The organism is Streptomyces sp. NPDC005281, from assembly GCF_040607495.1.
GTDB lineage: Bacteria > Actinomycetota > Actinomycetes > Streptomycetales > Streptomycetaceae > Streptomyces.
On record NZ_JBEXGX010000007.1, the window covers coordinates 187,851 to 207,057 of the forward strand.

The window sequence follows — 19,207 nt, forward strand, 5'->3', positions numbered from 1 at the left end:
TCCATGAACCGGCGGCCTCGCGGTCCGGCCGGTCACGGACGGAAGCGCCCCCTCGACCACTGCGTCGACGGGGTGCCGGTGGGTCCTTCGGTCAGCGGCACCCGGCCGGGCGGAAGCGATCCGGCCGCAGCAGGCGCCAAGTCACCAGCCCGGTGAAGCGGATCGCCTCGGCCGCGGCCGGCAGGGGATCATCCCAGGAGAGCCAGGCCCGCTCGGTGGGCCGCACGTGCAGCAGATCGGACGGCAGCCGGCGCTCATGGCGCAGCCACGCCGCCGCCGACGCGAAGTCCAACTGGCCGGCGACGAAGACCCGCCCCTCGGCCTGGGCGCCCTCCGGCACGGCCCGGTCGGTCAGGTCGAGATGCATGGCACGGACCACATCGACTCCGTGGACGTTCTCGAAGAGGCGGAACTGGGCGCCGGTGCGGGGGTTGAAGTCGACGAGCTTGTACTGCCCGTCCCGGCGGTCGTAACGCCAGTCGAGATCCGCCAGTCCGCTGTAGCCGGTACGGCGGCACAGCCGCTCCGCCAGACGGGCCAGTTCGGAGTTGCGCAGCGCCACCGCCCGGGCGGTCATCCCCGCGTACGGAGGCCAGGAGCGCAGCTTCAGGCCGGTGAACAGGGCGCGCGGCACGCCGCCCGCACCGCAGTAGATGTGGGTGATCCAGTCCTCCGCCTGCTGTTTGGGGATGTACTCCTGCACGAGGACCGGCGGCGGCGCGGCCGTCGGAAAGCGGTCGAGCAGTGCCCGTTCGGTGGGCACCACGGTGGTGGTGCCGCTGACGGCCGGGGTACGGAGTCTGCTGAACGGCGCCAGGTTCTTGAGCACCAGCGGATAGCCGAGCTCGCGGCCCGCCTCGATCAGTTCGTCGCGGCTCTCCGGCGTCCGTGACGACGGCGAGGGCACGCCGGCCTCGGCGCAGATCCGGTGCAGGCTCGCCTTGCAGGCCAGCAGGCGGGGCAGGTGGACCGGCACGGGCGGAATCAGGAAACACTCCTTCAGCCGGTGCGCGTACTCCGCGAGCAGGATCGCCGCCTCGTCGTCGGTCGGTACGGCTACACACCGGGCGCCGATCGTCCGGCCTATGGCCAGCAGGCCGTCCGCGAGCCGCTCCGGATCCTCGCAGCCGGTCGTCGGCCACACGATTCTGCTCGTCAGATGGCGCGAGAGCGCGACCGGGGTGAAACGGTCCTCGACAACGGCGTGGACCGGGACGCCCAGCCGTCCGACGGTGCGCACCACGCCCAGACTGCCGTGGTGCAGCGGATAGTTGCCGATTCTGGCGAGGAGTACGGGTACCTCGGTGTCCAGCAAGTAGACCACCCGCCCCTCTCCGGGAAGCTTCTCCCGAAAGGAACTAATATGGACGAAGCTCATAGATCCATTCGATAGTGACGGATCGCCCGCATTGATTATCCCCGACAAGCAGGGGTCGTGCCGCTGGCAGCCCGGCAAGGTCTGGTATGAAGACACCCGCCAAGATGTCCTCGCTATCCGGTTTGCTGCCCCTCTACTCCCCGCGCGCTCTGGCCGGTCTCGACGACCGCCTCCGGGCCCACTGGCTCGTACGCGGCGCCGGCCCCAGGGACATCACCGTGATCCGGCGCCCCTCGCTGCCCAAGGCGGGCCTGCTGGTGTTCGAGCTGCGGCACGGCGCAGGGAGCCTGGTGATCAAACACCCCAGGGACGAGGCCGGCGCCGCCGTCACGGCGCGGGAGCGGGAGGTCCTGCGGGAGCTCGCCGCCGACAGCCGCCTCGCCCCCTGGCGTGCTCTCCTGCCCCGGGTCGTCGGCTCCCCCGGGCCCGGGGGGTCCCTTGCCCAGACCGCGCTCCCGGGCGTCCCGGCGGAGCGGCTGATCCTGGACACCTCAGGAGACCCGTACGCAGCCATGGCTCCCACCATGCAGCTGCTGGCCGATCTGCGGGCCGCCACCGGGCGTCCCCGCAAGGCGGCCGACCGGGCGTCCGACTGGTGCGAATCGCAGCTGACGGCTCTGTCCGCCGGAATGCCCCGCTACCGGTCCGGCCGGCGAGCGGCCGAATTCGAGGCCCTGCGCCGGCGGCTGGACGCGGCCCTGACCGGTGCCGTGCTGACGGAGGGCTGGACCCATGGCGACTACCACCCCGGCAACGTGCTGCTCGGCCGCGTCCCCCTCCAGGTGACCGGTGTCTTCGACTGGAGCAGCGGTCGCGCCGACGGGCCGTGCGAGATCGACGCCTACTCCTTCGTCCTGGCCCTGCGCAGTACCCTCACCGGCCGCCCGCTGGGGGGCCTGGTCGCCGAGACGCTGCGCGCCGGCCGGATACCGGACGCCGACCGCGCCCTGCTCGCGCTGGCCGGGCTGGACCCGGACGACGGTGTCGCCGATCCGGTCGCGATTCCCCTGCTGAGCTGGCTGTGGCACGTGGTGAACAACGTCTGCAAGTCTCCGAGGTTCGGCCACAGCTATGGGTGGCTCACTCACACGGTCGCGCCCGTGCTCGGCGAATGCGCCCGTTGGGCCGGTGCGCGGCCGTGACGGCCGCGGCGCCGCCCGAGACGAGAGGGAGCGACCATGCCCATGAACACGGGATTCGGCGCCCGGCACGGAGCGGCCGGGAGCAGGGGCATCCATGACTCCCCGCAGCGGCTGCCCACGGTCGTCATCGGGGCCGGCCCTTACGGGCTCGCCACGGCTGCGTGGCTGAGCGCCGCGGGAACACCACGGCGGGTGTTCGGTGAACCCATGGAGTGCTGGCGCGCCAACATGCCCGAAGGCATGTATCTGAAGTCCGTCCCCGCCGCCTCCTCCATCTCCGCGCCGGAGTCCGGATACCGTCTGGAGGACTTCCGTACCGCGCGGGGACGCGGCCCCGTCGGCGACCGGTACCCCATCCCTGTCGAGGAGATGATCGCCTACGGGCGGTGGTTCCAGGAGCGCCGTGTGCCGGAACTGGAGCGTCGGAGGGTCCGTACCGTCGGGCAGGTGGACGGGCTGTTCGGCGTCACCCTGGACTCCGGGGAAGAGTTCCTCGCCGAGAACGTGGCGGTGGCCACCGGACTGGTCCCGTTCGCCCACGAGCCCGCGGAACTGGCCGGGCTCCTGCCGGCAGAGCTGGTCTCCCACACCAGCCGGCACCGTGATCTGGGCCGGTTCTCGGGACAGCGGATCGCTGTCCTCGGCGCCGGGCAGTCCGCTCTGGAGAGCGCCGCCCTGATGTACGAGGCCGGGGCCTTTCCCACCGTGATCGCCCGTGCGGCGTCCGTCGCCTTCGGCAGCCCACCCGACACAGACCGGCCTTCCGACCGGCCGCGTCCGGTACGGATCGTCAAGCCGGGTTCGCCCCTCGGACCGGGCTGGTCGCTGCTGGCGTGCAGCCACGGCGGCGCCGCCATCCGCCATCTGCCCCAGGGGCTGCGGCTGCGGCTGCTGCACAACGTGCTGGGTCCGTCCGGCGGCTGGTGGCTGCGGAACCGCGTGGACGACCGGATCCCGGTGCTGTGCGGCCGTACGGTCCGCTCCGCGGGAGTCGAGGACGGCACGGTGCGTCTCGAGGTCGAGGTCATGGACGCCGGCGGACGTACGGAGACCGTCCGGGCCGACCATCTGCTGCTGGCCACGGGCTACCGGGTGGACGTCGACCGGCTCAAGCTGCTGACACCTGAACTCCGGCGTCAGGTATGGACGTTCCACGGCGCGCCGCGGCTGTCGTCCGGGTTCGAGTCCTCCGTGCCCGGGCTGTACTTCACCGGACTGGCCGCCGCTCCCACCTTCGGACCCGTGCTGCGGTTCGTCGCGGGTACCGGATTCGCCGCGCGCCGACTGGCCGGCTCCGCCGCGGCCCGCACCCGCCCATGACGTCCCGGGGCGTGGTGATCAGTGTGCTCATGCTGCTGCTGGTGGCATGCGGCGCCTGCGGTTCCCCGTCCGGGCCCGCGACGCCCCGGCCCCCGGCGCCCGGTGACTGGCGACTGGCCTTCCACGACGAGTTCGACGGCTCCCGTCTCGACAGGGGCCGCTGGACCACGTGTTACGACTGGAACGACCGCGGCTGCACGATCAGCACCAACAACGAACTGGAGTGGTACCAGCCCGGCCAGGTCTCCGTGAGCGGGGGGAAACTGGCCCTCACCGCCGAGCGCCGGGCCACCCGCGGCAGCGACGGAAAGGTCTACCCCTGGACGTCCGGCATGATCTCCACCGGCCGGGACAACTGGTACGCCCGGCCACGGGAGACCTTCACCTACGGCTACTTCGAGGCGGCGGTCCGCATCCCGCCGGAGGCCGGGATGTCACCGGAGTTCTGGCTGATGCCCGCGAGCCGCTACACCCCGCCCGAGGTCGACATCATGGAGTTCCTCGGCACCACGCGCACACTGTCGATGTTCGTGCACTGGCGGAACGCCGAGGGCGCCGAGAGGAAGCAACGCCAGACCTACACGGCGGCCGGCTTTCCGGACGGCTACCACATCTTCGCGCTGCTGTGGGAGAAGGACAGGCTCGTCTGGTACGTCGACGGGGCCGAACAGTTCCGGGTGACCGCCCCCGAGCGCATTCCCCACGTGCCCATGGAGGTCATCCTCAACCTGGCCGTCGGCCTGCCCTACCCCCCGCCCCCGGGCACCGATTCGGCGCGCATGCTGGTGGACTGGGTCCGGGTCTGGCAGCGTTGACGAACCGTCAGTGACGCGTACCCCGGTGGCGCCCGGCCGATCAGACGGGTATCGCCCGGTACGGCCGCCCGGTCACCGCTCTCACCCTGCGGTAGGCCCGCCAGCCCCTCGTCCGAAGGCTCTCGGCGAACGGTGCCACGGGAGCCCCCTCACCGCCGGTCCAGAGCGCGAAGCGGTCCCGGCCGGTGTCGGCCTGGACCATGAGCCGGGCGAACCGCAGCGGGTCGTCCCGTTCCGAACTGAAGGCCGAGGCGGCCCGGATGGCGGCGGCCGACGTCCAGCCCGCCTCCCGCACCAGCGCGCGGACGGCCCGGCTGGAATAGCCGTGCGGGTAGGCGAAGGAGTCGACGCGGTGCCCGAGCGCGTCCTCGATCTGCCGCTTGCAGCCGGCCACCTCCTGACGCACCGATGCCCGGGGCAGTGTGTCCAGTTGCGGATGCGTGACGGTGTGTCCGCCGATCTCGACCCCGGCCGCGTCCAGCTCCCTGACCTGGGCCCAGCCGAGCGTCGCCATGGACGGGAACGGTCCGCCGGACGGACGCCCGTCAGAGCTCAGGGCGCCCGTGGTCACGTACAGGGTCGAGGGAAGCCCCCGCGCGGCGAGCAGCGGAGCCACCGTGGAGGCGAAGTCCGCGTATCCGTCGTCGAAGGTCAGCACCGCGGACCTCGGTGGCAGGGGAGGACCGCCGAGCAGGGCGGCGACCAACTGCCGCAACGGGACCACGCGCAGTCCGCTGTCGGCGATCATGTCCAGCTGTTCCACGAACGTGCGTCGGCTCACGGTGAACCGCGCCAGCCACGGCGGTGAGTCGTCCGACACCGCGTGATACAGGAAGACGGGTACGACGGTCATGACCCGGCCGTCGTCGCCGGCACCGCCGCTCCTCGCCGGCGCGGGGAGAAGACCTGGGAGCCCGTCGGCCGGATCGATCCGACGAGATAACCGGCGACGGTCGCGCACAGACCCCCGGACAGTGCCCCGATCGTGCGCAGCGCGCCGGGGCGCCGGATCCCGGTCAGGTTGCGGGCGAGGGCCCGCGAGATGGTCGACCGCACGTACGCACGCTCGTTGGCCAGCGCCGGTCCGCTGCCGCAGCGCCTTGCCACCAGCGCCTTGGACAGCCCCTCGATGTAGCAGCGGTTGCGGAAGTAGGCCCAGCTGGTACGGGACTCGGGGACCCGGTGCCGTATCTCGGCGGCCGGCTCGTACAGCAGGACGGCCTCCGGATCGCGGGCGGCGAGCCGCAGACACAGGTCCGTCTCGTCGCAGCTCGCCACCGGACGGCTGCCCACGCGCCCGAGGGCGTCGAGAAAGCCGCCGACAGTGATGAGTTCCCTTCTGCGGAAGGACATGTTGGCGCCGATGAAGTTGCGGACGGGGGCGGCTTGCCGGGGCTGTCCCCGGTAGGAGCAGCCCACCACCCAGTCGAATTCCGGCGGGAACCACACGGGGCGCCCGGTCACCCACCACGGCCGGACGAACCCGCCGACGCCCACCACGTGCGGGTCGCCGTAGGGCGCCAGCAGACGGCCCGTCCACCCCGCTTCAGCGGTGGCGTCGTCGTCGAGGAAGGCCACCACGTCGGTGTCGGAGATGTCGACTCCGGTGTTGCGGCCCCCGGACAGACCGCGGCGTCTCCGGTTGGGCACCACGCGGACGCCGGACAGCTCCCGTTCGGCGCGCTCCAAGAGGGCCTGGTTGTGGTCGACCACCAGCACGACCTCGTCGGCGGGCGGGTCCTGGACCAGCACCGAACCGATCGCGGCCCGCGTGTCCTCCCAGCGGTCGAGGGTGTAGGCGCAGATGACGACCGACAGGGTGGGGACGGTGCGTGCGGTGGAGAGTGCGCTGTTCATGATGAGCCTTCGGTGACGGGGACGAGCCAGCGGGACCGGGACACGATCAGGAAGGCGGCGACCAGGCACTGGGTGGCGAGCCAGGCGACGCCCGCGCCCACGAGGCCGACCACCGGCAGGAGCAGAAGGGTGAGCCCTAGCACCAGGACGCACATCGCCACCTGCAGCCACACCGCCCAGCGCAGCCGTCGCTGCGCCCGAGCCACGTCGATGGCCACGCTCAGCAGGAGGTTCGGCAGCGCGGACAGAGCCAGCAGCCGCAGCAGTGCGCTGCCTTCGGCGGCGTACGCGGCACCGAAGATCGACAGGATCTGCGGGGCCGCGACGACCAGGACAACCGTGACGCCGCCCAGCAGCAGACCCGAGTGGCGCAGGACGCGCAGGGAATGCTGCACGAGTCGTTCCGGCCCGCGCACGGACTCCGCGAGCAGTGACGTTCCCATGTTGCGGGCGATCAGGTAGGGCACGTAGGCGACGCCCCAGGCCACCGAGTAGAAGGCGCTCTGCTCGGCGCCGAGGGTGTTCAGCACGATCAGCGGGACCACGGTGAACCCGGCGACGCGGAACAGGGAGCCGAAATAGTCGGCCGCGGCGTACCCGAGCATGCGGGGCGGTGGCGGCGCGGTCACCGTCTCCCGCTCGTGCCGGGGAATGCCTCTGCCCATCAGGACGGCGTTGGCCACGATCAGCGAGACGATCAGGGCTCCCGCCCACGACAGCAGGATCCCGGAGAAGAAGCCCAGGGCCGCGCCGAGACCGAGCAGCAGTATCTTCACGAGGGCGAAGATCAGGTTCTCACCGACGACCCAGCCCGGCATGCGGACCGCGGTGAGCGCGCCGTCCTGAAGAACGAAGACGGCGTAGCCGGCGGTCGCGACCACGAAGCAGGTCGCGGTGACCGGTGTCAGCAGGAAGCCGAGTCTTGGTGAGATCACCGGTATCAACGCGAGGAACACCAGGGCCACCACCACGCTGAAGGCCGTACTCGCCGCGTAGCAGGCGAGGACCAGACGGCGGCTGCGGCGGCCGGCGGTCGGCACGAACCGCACCAGGAAGTCGTTCAGGTTGAGCTGCCCGATGCCGGTGAGCAGGAGGGACGCCATGAGTGCCGAGTAGCTCAGGCCCACGGTCTGCTCGTCGTACCAGTGCGTCGCGAAGGTCCAGAAGAAGAAGCCGAGGCCGGCGTTGACGAGGGAACTGACCGCGAGGACGTGTCCTGTGCGGAGCACGGGCTCGCCCGGGAGCGCGGCGGCGACACCGGCGCGCAGCATGCCCAGGGGCCGTCGTCGCATACCGGCGCCTCCCGCGGCCGAGTCGGTCACCCGACTGGTGTCCAAGCTGCTCACCTCGCCCGTCAGGTTCCGGCGCCGGTGAGGCGTCCGCGGAGATAGCCGCAGGGGCCGTAGACCATCCCCCGCACCTCGAGGAGCGCCAGGTGCCGGGACCAGTCGGCCTCGGGATCGGCGCCGCGGTCGCGGGACCGGGTCACGGCGTAGCGGATGCCGCGCGGCAGCCGTCGCAGCAGGGCGGGCAGCCGACGGGGGTCGCTCAGCAGCGCGCCGGTGAGATAGGCGCCGAGGCCGGCGCCGTAGCCGAAGGCCTGCGCGGCCACGGCGTCCATCGTGCGGCGATGACAGTGCCAGACGATGGCGCTCGGCTGGTAGGCGAGGGTGTGACCGGCCGTCAGGATCTCGAAGAAGGCGAGCAGGTCGTCACCGCCCCGGCCCGGGGTCCCGGCACCGGTCGCCGTGTCGAAGCCGCCCAGAGCGCGGAGCATGGTGGTACGGAACGCCATGTTGGCGCCCGAACCGAAGCGCCCGGCGGTGAACGGGAACAGCGGATCCGCCGGCGGATCGAACAGCGACCAGGTGCGCGGCACGTACCCCTTCGCGAAACCGCCCTGACGTTCGAGGGCGGTCTGGGCCTGGGTCTCCAGTTCGGCGGGCACGATCAGCCCGGTGACACAGCCGATCCGTGTGTCGTGTGCGAATGTCTCGCCCAGTGCCGAGAGCCATCCGGGGTCGACGAGCGTGTCGTCGTCCGTGAAGGCGACGACGGATCCGCGCGCCCGGCCGAGCCCGACGTTGTGGGCGCGGGCCAGCCCGGCGACGGGTTCGCGGACGTAGTGGACCCGTTCGGTGAACTCCGAGCGGACCAGGAGCTCGGTCGTGTCGTCCGCCGGGGCGTTGTCGACCACGATGATCTCGAACTCGGCATAGGTGGAGCGCAGCAGCGAGCGCAGGCAGTGTCGCAGCCTCTCCGGCCGGTCACGCGTGGCCACGACCACGCTGATGACGGGTGCCTGTCGGAGTGTGGGGCGCCGGACCCCCCTGTCCGCGGTTCCCGTCCGGTCGATGGCGCGGTGCCGGGCGAGTTGCCCGGCCAGTTCGACGTGGGCGGTCTCGGCCAGCGCCCGCCACAGGCCGTCGGGCCCCGAGGTGTCCGCGGCGCTGACCATGCCCAGGGGGCGGCCGTGCAGTCGTACGAGTGCCCGGGCCTGGCCCTGTGGATGGGCCGGCCCCCGGTCGCCCGGCAGGCGGAACTCGCCCGGACGGGCGAGGTCGATGTCGACCACCGGCACAGGGGGGCGTACGAGGGGGGAGCGGACCGGGGCGGAGTTCACGACGCGTTCCGCTCCGGCCGGGCGGCGGAGGACCGGGCGCCCGGCCGTTCCGAGAACAGGGTGCGCAGCACCCGGCGCCCGTCGGAGATGGCGTGGAGGTTCGAGCAGCCGCTGCGCCGGGGCAGTTCCAGGCTGGGGACCTCGGCGATGCGCAGACCGGAGCGGAGGGCGTGCACGATCATCTCGGCCTCGATCTCGAAACCGGCGGCGTGCAGGTCGAGCTGGTCGAGGAAGCTGCGCCGGAAGGCGCAGAAGCCGTAGCAGAGATCGGTCAGGCAGGCGTCGTACAGCCGGTTGGCGGCGAGCAGGAGCACGTGGTTGCCCATCTTGCGGATGGGGGTGATGTCGAGCGAGCCGCCGCCCGCGACGAACCGCGAGCCCTTGACGAAGTCGTAGCCGTGGTCGAGGAAGTGCACGAAGTGGGGGATCTCCGCCGGTGACATGCTGCCGTCGGCGTCCATCATCACCACGTAGTCGCCCTTGGCCTCCAGGAAGCCGGTGCGCAGCGCGTTGCCCTTGCCGCGGCCGTTCTGCCGCACGTTGCGCACGGTCGGCAGGCAGTGCTGCGCCATGGGCACGGTGGCGTCGGTGGAGTCGCCGTCGACGAGGATGACCTCGTCCACGCACGCCGGGATCTGATCGAAGACCCACGCGATGTTGCGCGCCTCGTTGAGGGCCGGGACGACCAGGCTGACGGTGGCCTGTGCTCCGGCTTCCCGCTCGTTACCGATGATCGGGTCGTTGTACATGATCATGCATCTCCGAGTGCGCCAATACGGCATATGTTTACGACGTATATCTACACCTTTACCCGATTTGTCGGCGACGTCAAGCGAGCGGCGGCGTTCTTCGGGAGACTCGGAAACCGCCCCCGCCGGGCGGGCGGGGGCGGATCCGCCCTTCCGGGCGCGTGGGACTGCCGCGAAGCCCTCACCTGGACCGTTGCGGCACCTCGGCGAGGCCGCCGCGGCGCCTCACTCGGATGCGGGCGGCTCGGACCGGCCGGTGTCGGCCGTCCGCGCGTCCGGGTCCGTGACACCCGGAGGCTCGCGGCGCGGGCCTCTGCGGGGCCGGGGCAGCAGGGTCAGGGCGGATGTGGCGGCGGCGAGCGCGAGCAGCGCCCGGGTGACGGTGAACGTGCCGCTGAGGAACAGGGGCTCAGTGACGAGCACCGCCATCGAAAGGCTGAGCGCCAGGGTCAGGACACCCGTCTCCAGAACCGCGGTGCGGTCCGTGAGCCGCAGCCCGCCCGACCGGGCCCACCGCGTGGCCGCCAGGCCGGGACAGGCGAGCAGGAACGCCGTCGTCACCATGGCGCGCAGGACCAGGGCGTCCGGCAGGAGGGTGACCACGGCCAGGGTCACCCAGCCGGACAGCGCGAGTCCCCAGCGCAGGGAGGTCATGGCCCGGCTCAGCTCTTCGCGCCCTGATACCGGTAGACCACCGCGTCCTTGCTGCGGTAGACGGGGATGTAGCCCGGGGTTTTCGACAGGGCCGAGTCCAGGCGCTGCACGGTGCCGCCGGGCAGGATCCCCCTCTGGTAGAGGTCGGCGGCCTGGGCCCGGCTCAGGATGATGAAGGCGGGCTGTTGCGGGCTGGCCCCCTGGATGAACCCCTCCAGGCCCTTCACCGGATCGTTCACCAGGCGCCGCCGGTCGCCGATGTCCTGCTCGTCCATCTGCACCTGGGGGTTCTCGTCGTAGCGCAGGTACAGGCCGGGCACGGCCGACGTCAGCGAGACGATGGTGGATCCGGGAGGAGCGGTGGCCGCGACGAAGCGGCCGGCCGCCACCTCCTCCTTCGTGAAGTAGTTCGCCGATTCCTTGCCGTAGTAGCCGAACATGAGTCCCCCGAGCAGGGCGAGCATCAGCGGATAGGCGGCCAGCGTCTGGACCAGTGGCCGCCTGCTCCGCCGGAGAAGAAGGGCCGCGATCAGGAGCGAGGCCGCGGGCAGGGCGAAGAGATAGGCACGAAAGATCATCTCGCCGCCGTAGGCATTCGCCGTCAGCAGCGGCAGCGGGGCCACGACGAGCAGCGGCAGGCCGGTGCGGCGGACCCACGGGCGGGCCAGGAAGGCGATGACCGCGAGGGCGAAGACCGCGGCGGACAGGCCCCGGTCGACCCAGGACACCACGACCTGCCCCGGGGCCGCGGTGCCGAGGGCGGCCAGTCCGGAGACCACGTTGGTGTCGGGTTTCAGGAGGGAGCCCAGAAAGTCGCCCAGGTTCTGCGAGAGGTAGGGGCGGGCGACGGTGGCGTCCCAGATCACGGCCAGCAGCGCCGTACCGGCCAGGACGGGCAGCACGACCCGTCGGTTGCGCCGCGGAAGCGACAGCGCCACCAGCGCGCTGATCAGCATGAGCGGTGTCAGCGGGTGTGAGGAGATGATGACGGCCGCGATCACCATGACCGCCACGAAGCGGCCGACGGGCCATCGGCCCGCGCCTGTGCCGTCCGTCCGGTACAGCGCCGAGGTGGGCAACTGCCCCATGACCAGGGCGATCACCGTCACGAAGAGCAGGAACGCGAAGGCCTGGGGGGCGAAGTAGTCCTGCCCCACCCACGAGCACGAGTAGTAGACCCACGCCGCCCCCCAGATCAGCCTGCGGTCCCGTGTCACCGTCCGGTAGAGCAGCAGCAGGGGAGCGAGCAGCACGGCGTTGAAGACGGGCGGGGTCCACGTCGCGTAGCCGAGCGCCGAATGCAGGCCGGTGGCCTGGAGGAAGAACGCGTTGAGGTCGAAGAAGCCGGGCCACTGGTTGTAGATGGCGAGCTTGTCCGCGTGGGGTACGTCGCCGTGGTGGCGGATCACCGCGTCGACGACCGCGACGTGTTTCCACGCCCAGCTGTAGCGCAGGTTAGGGTAGAGCAGTGTGGGGGTCGCGTGGATGACGGCGATCAGCCCCAGGACGTATCCCGCGAACCATCCACCGCCGGTTCGGCGGTCGCCCAGTGCCAGGCAGAAGCCGAGGGCGAGCAGGCCGAGGGTGACCCAGAAGAGAACCGGCAGCACCTGTAGCAGACCGTAGTCGCGCATTCCGGCGAGATCCACATGGCGCAGGGACAACAGCCAGAGGGTGAGGGCCGCGGGAAGGATCAGGCGTGTCGCCCACTGGAGTGGCGTGGTCCGCTCGGAGGGGCGCCGCTCACCGGTGGCGGTTCCGGGCCGCCGGGCCACGGCGCTGGTGAAGGACGCCACGCGCCCGCCTGTCAGCGTCTGGAGCTTGCCCATGAAGAGGTCTCCCGGAGAACCGGTGCTCCCACGACGGCCCTCATGACGCTTGACGCCGACTCCTCGAGGCGACCGGCCGTCCTTCCACCGCGGCCATCCTTCCACCGCGGCCGACAGGGGCGTTGACTCGACGCATGTGACACCTTCCGGATCCGGCCTGTCGGTCTCCCGCCCGGCGTGACGGCCATCGGCGGCACGGCCGTCGGCACTCTCGCTCGTCCGCCCGGATCAGCGCCGGATGTCGACCAGCAAGAGGTATCAATACCGATTGTGACGGTATTTCCGATTGCTGCAAGTGGCAGCTCGCGGCGACCACACGCGGCGCGCGTCGAAACGGTGCCCGGACGGAGAGCGGTGAAGCGGCAAGTGAGAGGCGTGCGACCGAGGCCCGGACACCTTCTGGCGAGAGGGCTCCTCGCGTTGGCGAGCGTGATGGCGATGCTCTTGACGACAGTGGGCTGTGACGGTTCACCGGCCCGGTCCGGACTTCCCCGTCCGGACCACATCGTCGTGGTGATCGAGGACGACCAGTCGTACGACGCCGTCATCGGCAACGTGGAGGCGCCGTACCTCAACCAACTGGCCCGGCGGGGCGCCTCGCTCACCCAGTTCTACGCCCTCACCCATCCCGGTCAGCCCAACTACCTGGCGCTCTTCTCGGGCTCCTTCCTGGGAGTCGACGACGATTCCTGTCCGCACGCGCTCACGTCGCGGAATCTCGGCACTCAACTTCTCCAGTCCGGCCGGACCTTCGTGGGCTACGCGCAGAGCATGCCGCGCGTCGGTTTCACCGGCTGCGCCGCCGGTCCCTATGTGCGCCGGCACAACCCCTGGGTGAACTTCGACAACCTTCCCGCGTCCGGCAACCGCCCGTGGAGCGACTTCCCTCGCGACTTCGCGGATCTGCCGACGGTCGCGTTCGTCGTCCCGGACCTCGAACACAACATGCACGGAGGCCATGTGCGGCAGGGGGACACCTGGCTGCGGAACAGTCTCGGCGGCTACGCCGACTGGGCCATGACCCACAACAGCCTGCTCGTCGTCACCTGGGACGAGGACGATTCGAAGGGACCCAACCACGTCCCGACCGTCCTGGTGGGTGAGCATGTCCGGCAGGGCGGCCATGCCCAGCCGAACAATCAGTTCGGGCTGCTGCGCATGATGCTGGACGCGTACGGCCTCGGACCCCTCCATCACAGCGCCGACGTGGAACCCGTCGACGTGGGGTGACCACGGGGAGGGGACGTGGGGTGACCGCGGGAAGGGACGCGGGGTGACCACTGGAAAGAGACGTGGGGTGACCGCAGGAATGTGGAGACCTCAGGGGTCCTGAAAGCGGATCAGGCGCTTCACAGCCGTCCGCAGCCGGCGGTCGGCCGCCGAGACGGGAAGGCGTTCCCGCAGGAGGCGCGGGGAGGGGAAGCTCTCCGCCCCGAACCCCGCCTTGAACTCGGCGAGGGAGGACTGCGGGGCGGACTCTCCCATGTCGAACGTCCGGCAGTCCGCATCGCACGCGTCCTCGATCGCCAGCCGGTAGAGCAGGGGGACGGCTCGGACCGGATGTGCCAGTTCCCGGTCCATGGCGCTGCGCCACATCTTGGCGTGAGCGCCATGGCGCAGGACGATGCACGCCCCGGCGGGCTCTCCGGCCCGCCAGGCAATCCAGATCGCGCACCCCTCACCGAACCGGGCGGCCACCTCTTCGAGCCGCCGTACAGGGAACTCCCGCGTTCTGCGCCAGCGGGCCAACGCCAGCGGCTCATGCTGCTGTTCGGCCCAGCGCACGATCGACTTCCGGTACAGGTGGTAGAAGGCGGGAACGAGCCTGCCGGTACGATCCACCTCGACCTCGACGTCCGAGCGCTCGGCACGGCGCACCTCGCGCCGCATACGACGTCCGAAGCGCCGCTCCCAGACGACGCCGAAGCCGCCGTCGAGGTCCACCATCTGCGTCATGTGGGGCTGGAGGCGGAAGCCTGTCGCGGCGTTCGCCCAGACGGCCTGGTCCGCAGGCCGCAACCGCACACCGACCCGTAGCGCGCGCTGCCGTGCGAGATCGGCGAAGACCACGCGGGCTTCCGCCGGACTCACGCTCTCCGGGCACACCGGTCCTCCGATGCCCCACTGGGCCGGCCAGGACTCCTCGGCGTCCAGAATCCGCGGGCGATGCCGCCTGCCGACGAGGGGGAGGACGAGCCGATGGCCCCGCTCGAACTCGTAGAGACGGCTCGCGTCGCGGTACGGCCCCGTGGCGCACAGGCAGTCAAGCCACAGCGGAGTCTGGCTGGGGTTGGTGTCCGGGTCCGCGCCCGCCAACTCCCACCAGACGTCACGCGGAGCCGGTGTGATGATGTGTGCGAGACCGGCCGGCGTGTCGACCAGGAGCTCAGCGGGTGCGTTCACGGGCCTCTCCTGCCGGGCGCACGGGCCCCGCGAGGACGACGCTCGCGGACCGAGGACCCACGTACCCCATGTCCGATGCTAGGCGGGGCACCCCGGCAGGGCATCTCGGTGGACCGGGGGCCACTGGTCCTTGGCCCGGGGCGCCGCTCGTCCTTGCCCCGGGGCGTCGCTGGTCCTTGGACCGGATCGTCACTCGCCCATGGACTGGAACGTCACCCATTCCTGGACGGCACGTCCCTCGTCAATGGACCCGGGATGGCACTCGTCCATGTGGCGCGTCACTCGTCCTTGAAGCCGATGAGACGCTTCACCGCAGTTCGCAAAAGCCGATCGCCCGCTGTCAGGGGAAGCACTTCCCTGCGGTAGCCGAACGAAGGGTAGCCGCGAGCGCCGAGCCGTTCCTTGAAAACGCTGACCGAGGAGTCAGGGGCGGAGTCGCCGAAGTGGTAGAAGCGGCAGCCGGCCGCACAGGCATCCTCGATGGCGAGCTTGTGGAGCAGTGTGGTGGCGCGAATCGGATTGGCCACTTCCTTGACCATGCCACTGCGCCAGTACTTGGCGTGAGGTCCCTGGCGCAGCACCATGATGGCCGCCACGGGCTGACCCTGGTACGACGCCAGCCACACGGCGCACGACTCGGTGAACGTCTCGGCGACGGTCTGGAATTTGTGCAGCGGGTCGATCCGGTTCCTGCGCCAACGAGCGAGCGCCAGAGGCTCGTTCGCCTGCTGCGCCCAACGGGCGATCGAGTGCTGGTAGAGCGCGTAGAAAGCCGGCACCAGGCGTCCGGTGCGGTCGACCTCCACGTCGACTCCTGCCTTCTCGCCCTTGCGCACGGCGGTTCTGACCGAGCTTTTGAAGCCTCCCCAGACGTCGCCGAAACCGCCGTCGAGGTCCAGGACGTACGTCGTGTGAGGCAAGGTGGTGAAGCCCGACGGCACCGAAGCCAGCCACACGGGGTCCGCGTTCGGCCCGAACCGCACGGACACGCGATTCGAGCGGAGGCGGGACAGATCCCCGAAGACGGCGCGCACTTGCTCCGGGGCGGGCGCCCGGGCGGCGACGGGAGCTCCGATGCCCCACTCGGACGGCCAGGCGTCCTGGGCGATGAGGCGGGCAGGCCAGCCGCGTCGGCGGGCCAGTGGGACGACGATCCCGCCGGAATTGCCGAATTGGTAAAAGCGACTTGCGTCGTCAAAGTGATCCGTCGTGCAAATGCAGTCCATCCAGCGCGGGGTCTGGGTAATCAATGCCTCGTCGCTCTCGTCGACCAGGCGCTGCCATTCGTCCCGGGGCGCCGGAGTCGTTACATCGAGACGGTCCCAGGTCGACTTCACTCGTCAAGGGTGCTCTGCCGCTCATCGGGCCGCATCTCGGGCGCGGCCACCGGTCGTTCGGCTGCCGGCGGAGTCGCCGGATCAGGTACGCCGTCACGGCTCCGGCCGGGACGCACCCGCCGCAGTGACGGGCGGGGCCCGTCCAGGCGCGGTGGCGTTGAGATGCGCGGCAACCTTCGATTTTCCCCTCTAATGCCAAATTGTGCAATATCAATATAAAAGGTATATTGCTGCTGGCGTGACAATGCAATCGACCGAATATCGTCAGTCGACAGAGGTAGCCGTGGACCAGTTGGCCGGAACTCAGACCTCCACGCGCATGGTGCGCCTCCACCAGCGATTTCCCTCGCTTCGAATGATGCGCGACGCGCGTCGCCTGCTCGACGACGGGATCGACCTGGTTCGCCTCAAGCTCGACGCGCTGCCCGACGGCATCTACCAGCCGGTCCCGGGCATTCGCGTGCGAAGGGCCAAGCGGTCCGTCGGTACCGGTTCGCGATGGGCGGCGATGGAACCGGTTGTCGAGCGGCTCGGGGTGGAGAGCGCGCTGGATGTGGGCGCCAACGTCGGCTACTTCCCGATCAAGCTGGCCCAACGCGGGACAGCCTCGGTCGCGTTGGAGTCGGATCCGAAATGTGTCCGGACGGCGATGACGGCGGTGCGACGGAACCAGCTGGACAACGTGGCCGTGATGAGCCTCGAGTTCCGTCCTGACACGCTCGGCCTTCTGCCGGCGACCGACTGCACCCTCCTGCTGTCGCTGTGGCATCACCTGGTGCGGGAGCTGGGTCTCGACACCGCCACGGATCTGCTTCGCGGGCTCTGGGACCGGACCGGCAAGGTGATGTTCTTCGACAGCGGCGAGGACGAGATGCCCGAGTCGTTCGGACTGCCGCGCATGGTGCCGACGCCTGATGCCTGGCTCACGGAGTACCTGGAGAAGACCTGCGCCGGAGGGCGAGTCGAACACCTCGGCCGGCACCGCGCCTTCGACGCCGGCGGTCTGCCCACGGACCGGGCACTCTTCGCCGTGATCCGGGAAGTGCCGGACGCGTAGGAGGCGTTGACCACCTCCGACGTACGAGGTGTGACCCGCTCGCCCCGGGCGGTTGCCACGTTCCAACATGCGATGCCGGTGGACCCGTTGGAGCGACGGTCGGGCGCGGTGCGGTGCCGTGCGGTGCCCTGCCGTGCGGTGCCGTGCGGTGCCCTGCCGTGCCGTGCCGCGCGTCCCCGTCGGTCGGAGGCCGTGCGCCGGCGTGGCGCGAAGGGCGCCTGACGGGCAACTTGCCTGTCGGACGCCCTTCTCCCGTCCCAGAAGACGGCCCGGCCGTCGCGGCTGTGCCTAGAAGAAGCCCAGCTTCTTGGGTGAGTAGCTCACCAGGAGGTTCTTCGTCTGCTGGTAGTGCTCCAGCATCATCTTGTGGTTCTCGCGGCCGATGCCGGACTGCTTGTATCCGCCGAATGCGGCATGTGCCGGATACGCGTGGTAGCAGTTCGTCCAGACGCGGCCGGCCTGGATGGAACGCCCCGCCCTGTAGGCGGTGTTGACGTCCCGCGTCCACACGCCGGCGCCGAGTCCGTACAGCGTGTCGTTCGCGATCTTGATGGCGTCGTCGAAGTCGTCGAAGGACGTCACCGAGACGACCGGGCCGAAGATCTCCTCCTGGAAGATCCGCATCCGGTTGTCGCCCTCGAAGATCGTCGGCTGGACGTAGTAGCCGCCCTTCAACTCCCCGTCGTGCTCGATGCGTTCCCCGCCGGTGAGGATCCTGGCGCCCTCCTGCCGGCCGATGTCCAGATAGGAGAGGATCTTCTCCAGCTGGTCGTTGGACGCCTGGGCGCCGATCATCGTGTCCGTGTCGAGCGGGTTGCCGGGCTTGATGAGCTCGGTGCGGGCGACCGCCGCCTCCATGAACTCGCCGTAGTGGCCGCGCTGGACGAGGGCGCGCGAGGGGCACGTGCACACCTCGCCCTGGTTGAGCGCGAACATCGTGAAGCCTTCGAGGGCCTTGTCGCGGAAGTCGTCGTTCTGCGCCCACACGTCGTCGAAGAAGATGTTCGGGGACTTCCCGCCCAGCTCCAGCGTCACCGGCTTGATGTTCTCCGAGGCGTACTGCATGATCAGCCGCCCCGTGGTGGTCTCACCCGTGAACGCGACCTTCGCCACCCGCGCGCTGGAGGCCAGGGGCTTGCCCGCCTCCACGCCGAAGCCGTTGACGATGTTCACCACGCCCGGCGGGATCAGATCCGCGATCAGGCTCATCCAGTAGTGGATGGACGCCGGCGTCTGTTCGGCCGGTTTGATGACGACCGCGTTGCCCGCCGCCAGCGCCGGAGCGAGCTTCCACACCGCCATCAGGATGGGGAAGTTCCACGGGATGATCTGCGCGACCACACCCAGCGGCTCGTGGAAGTGGTACGCGACGGTGTCGTCGTCGACCTCGCTGAGCGAACCTTCCTGAGCGCGGATCGCCCCCGCGAAATACCGGAAGTGGTCGATCGCGAGGGGGATGTCGGCCGCCAGCGTCTCGCGGACCGGCTTGCCGTTCTCCCAGGTCTCCGCGACCGCCAGCTTCTCCAGGTTCGCCTCCATCCGGTCGGCGATCTTGAGCAGGATGTCGGCACGCGCGCCCACCGAGGTACGCCCCCACGCGGGTGCCGCCGCGTGTGCCGCGTCCAGCGCGCGCTCCACGTCCTCGGCGGTCCCTCGCGCGACCTCCGTGAACGGCTGCCCGTTCAACGGGCTCGGGTTCTCGAAGTACTGCCCGCGAGCCGGCGCCACGTACTCCCCGCCGATGAAGTGGTCGTAACGCGCCTGGTAGGAGACGATCGCGCCTTCGCTGCCGGGCGCCGCGTAACGGGTCATGCTGGTTGCCTCCCGGAGAAGCGCTGCCCGCCGTCGGGCAGCTCTCGCCGCGAGGCTAGGAACCCGGACGTTGCAACGACGTTGCGCGGCCCCGCGATCACCGTGGCACCTCGCGAATCGCCGCCCGGCTACGGCTGCCTCGCATACTGCCGCCCTGCAACTCCAGTCCCGCAACCCCAACTCCGCCCCGCCCCGGTGCCGCCCCGCCCCGCAACTCCGGTCCCGCGACCC

Annotated in this window: 16 protein-coding genes; 5 read left to right on the forward strand and 11 right to left on the reverse strand. The window is 70.4% G+C overall.

Going from position 1 to position 19,207, the window contains the following annotated elements:
* Positions 1–91: 91 nt before the first annotated feature.
* A complete protein-coding gene (locus ABZV42_RS12965; RefSeq protein WP_356051879.1) occupies positions 92–1,324 on the reverse strand; it encodes an ATP-grasp domain-containing protein in 1,233 nt (410 codons plus the stop codon).
* A 140-nt stretch (positions 1,325–1,464) separates the two neighbouring features.
* On the opposite strand from ABZV42_RS12965, the gene ABZV42_RS12970 reads away from it, so the two are divergent.
* The 3 genes from ABZV42_RS12970 to ABZV42_RS12980 are packed head-to-tail and all read left to right on the forward strand — an operon-like array spanning position 1,465 to position 4,655.
* Positions 1,465–2,520: an aminoglycoside phosphotransferase family protein gene (locus ABZV42_RS12970; protein ID WP_355977146.1), complete on the forward strand. Its 1,056-nt coding sequence runs from the start codon at positions 1,465–1,467 to the stop codon at positions 2,518–2,520.
* Positions 2,521–2,556: 36 nt separating this feature from the next.
* The gene (locus ABZV42_RS12975; protein WP_356051880.1) at positions 2,557–3,840 is read left to right on the forward strand and encodes an NAD(P)-binding domain-containing protein; all 1,284 of its coding nucleotides are present in this window, start codon (positions 2,557–2,559) and stop codon (positions 3,838–3,840) included.
* Positions 3,837–4,655 (forward strand): glycoside hydrolase family 16 protein, encoded by an 819-nt coding sequence (locus tag ABZV42_RS12980; RefSeq protein WP_355977152.1) that lies wholly within the window; start codon positions 3,837–3,839, stop codon positions 4,653–4,655. The genes ABZV42_RS12975 and ABZV42_RS12980 overlap by 4 nt, the downstream gene beginning before the upstream one ends.
* 40 nt (positions 4,656–4,695) lie before the next feature.
* Here ABZV42_RS12980 and ABZV42_RS12985 read toward each other — a convergent pair whose 3' ends face one another.
* From ABZV42_RS12985 to ABZV42_RS13015, 7 genes are all read right to left on the reverse strand, one after another.
* Positions 4,696–5,508, reverse strand: a complete 813-nt coding sequence (locus tag ABZV42_RS12985; protein ID WP_356051881.1) for a polysaccharide deacetylase family protein — start codon at positions 5,506–5,508, stop codon at positions 4,696–4,698.
* Positions 5,505–6,512 (reverse strand): glycosyltransferase family 2 protein, encoded by a 1,008-nt coding sequence (locus ABZV42_RS12990; RefSeq protein WP_355977157.1) that lies wholly within the window; start codon positions 6,510–6,512, stop codon positions 5,505–5,507. Before ABZV42_RS12990 ends, ABZV42_RS12985 begins: the two co-directional genes overlap by 4 nt.
* A complete protein-coding gene (locus ABZV42_RS12995; protein WP_355977159.1) occupies positions 6,509–7,804 on the reverse strand; it encodes a hypothetical protein in 1,296 nt (431 codons plus the stop codon). Before ABZV42_RS12995 ends, ABZV42_RS12990 begins: the two co-directional genes overlap by 4 nt.
* Before the next feature lie 62 nt (positions 7,805–7,866).
* Complete coding sequence (locus tag ABZV42_RS13000) at positions 7,867–9,135, reverse strand: glycosyltransferase family 2 protein (protein WP_355977161.1); 1,269 nt, start codon at positions 9,133–9,135, stop codon at positions 7,867–7,869.
* Entirely contained in the window at positions 9,132–9,890 is a 759-nt protein-coding gene (locus ABZV42_RS13005) for a glycosyltransferase family 2 protein (protein ID WP_355977164.1), read from the reverse strand. The genes ABZV42_RS13000 and ABZV42_RS13005 overlap by 4 nt, the downstream gene beginning before the upstream one ends.
* 219 nt (positions 9,891–10,109) lie before the next feature.
* Positions 10,110–10,538: a hypothetical protein gene (locus ABZV42_RS13010; RefSeq protein ID WP_355977166.1), complete on the reverse strand. Its 429-nt coding sequence runs from the start codon at positions 10,536–10,538 to the stop codon at positions 10,110–10,112.
* Positions 10,539–10,546: 8 nt separating this feature from the next.
* Entirely contained in the window at positions 10,547–12,367 is a 1,821-nt protein-coding gene (locus ABZV42_RS13015) for a glycosyltransferase (RefSeq protein ID WP_356051882.1), read from the reverse strand.
* Positions 12,368–12,805: 438 nt separating this feature from the next.
* Between ABZV42_RS13015 and ABZV42_RS13020 the strand changes: the two genes are divergently transcribed.
* A complete protein-coding gene (locus ABZV42_RS13020) occupies positions 12,806–13,597 on the forward strand; it encodes an alkaline phosphatase family protein (protein WP_355977172.1) in 792 nt (263 codons plus the stop codon).
* Positions 13,598–13,687: 90 nt separating this feature from the next.
* Here the strand turns inward: ABZV42_RS13020 and ABZV42_RS13025 are convergent, their stop codons facing one another.
* Both ABZV42_RS13025 and ABZV42_RS13030 read right to left on the reverse strand, forming a co-directional pair.
* Positions 13,688–14,770 carry a GNAT family N-acetyltransferase gene (locus ABZV42_RS13025; protein WP_355977175.1) on the reverse strand — a complete coding sequence of 361 codons (1,083 nt, stop codon included), beginning with the start codon at positions 14,768–14,770 and terminating at the stop codon, positions 13,688–13,690.
* Between the two features lie 278 nt (positions 14,771–15,048).
* The gene (locus ABZV42_RS13030; protein ID WP_355977179.1) at positions 15,049–16,107 is read right to left on the reverse strand and encodes a GNAT family N-acetyltransferase; all 1,059 of its coding nucleotides are present in this window, start codon (positions 16,105–16,107) and stop codon (positions 15,049–15,051) included.
* A gap of 202 nt (positions 16,108–16,309) precedes the next feature.
* Between ABZV42_RS13030 and ABZV42_RS13035 the strand changes: the two genes are divergently transcribed.
* The gene (locus ABZV42_RS13035) at positions 16,310–17,164 is read left to right on the forward strand and encodes a hypothetical protein (protein ID WP_355977181.1); all 855 of its coding nucleotides are present in this window, start codon (positions 16,310–16,312) and stop codon (positions 17,162–17,164) included.
* A 288-nt stretch (positions 17,165–17,452) separates the two neighbouring features.
* Here ABZV42_RS13035 and adh read toward each other — a convergent pair whose 3' ends face one another.
* The gene (adh, locus tag ABZV42_RS13040; RefSeq protein ID WP_355977184.1) at positions 17,453–18,976 is read right to left on the reverse strand and encodes an aldehyde dehydrogenase; all 1,524 of its coding nucleotides are present in this window, start codon (positions 18,974–18,976) and stop codon (positions 17,453–17,455) included.
* Positions 18,977–19,207: the final 231 nt, after the last annotated feature.

Bases quoted from the DNA above. Each gene is read 5' to 3' on its own strand.
- ABZV42_RS12970 (WP_355977146.1), top strand. From the start codon at position 1,465: ATGAAGACACCCGCCAAGATGTCCTCGCTATCCGGTTTGCTGCCCCTC.
- ABZV42_RS12975 (WP_356051880.1), top strand. From the start codon at position 2,557: ATGCCCATGAACACGGGATTCGGCGCCCGGCACGGAGCGGCCGGGAGC.
- ABZV42_RS12980 (WP_355977152.1), top strand. From the start codon at position 3,837: ATGACGTCCCGGGGCGTGGTGATCAGTGTGCTCATGCTGCTGCTGGTG.
- ABZV42_RS12985 (WP_356051881.1), bottom strand. From the start codon at position 5,508: ATGACCGTCGTACCCGTCTTCCTGTATCACGCGGTGTCGGACGACTCA.
- ABZV42_RS12990 (WP_355977157.1), bottom strand. From the start codon at position 6,512: ATGAACAGCGCACTCTCCACCGCACGCACCGTCCCCACCCTGTCGGTC.
- ABZV42_RS12995 (WP_355977159.1), bottom strand. From the start codon at position 7,804: ATGCGACGACGGCCCCTGGGCATGCTGCGCGCCGGTGTCGCCGCCGCG.
- ABZV42_RS13005 (WP_355977164.1), bottom strand. From the start codon at position 9,890: ATGATCATGTACAACGACCCGATCATCGGTAACGAGCGGGAAGCCGGA.
- ABZV42_RS13010 (WP_355977166.1), bottom strand. From the start codon at position 10,538: ATGACCTCCCTGCGCTGGGGACTCGCGCTGTCCGGCTGGGTGACCCTG.
- ABZV42_RS13015 (WP_356051882.1), bottom strand. From the start codon at position 12,367: ATGGGCAAGCTCCAGACGCTGACAGGCGGGCGCGTGGCGTCCTTCACC.
- ABZV42_RS13020 (WP_355977172.1), top strand. From the start codon at position 12,806: ATGCTCTTGACGACAGTGGGCTGTGACGGTTCACCGGCCCGGTCCGGA.
- adh (WP_355977184.1), bottom strand. From the start codon at position 18,976: ATGACCCGTTACGCGGCGCCCGGCAGCGAAGGCGCGATCGTCTCCTAC.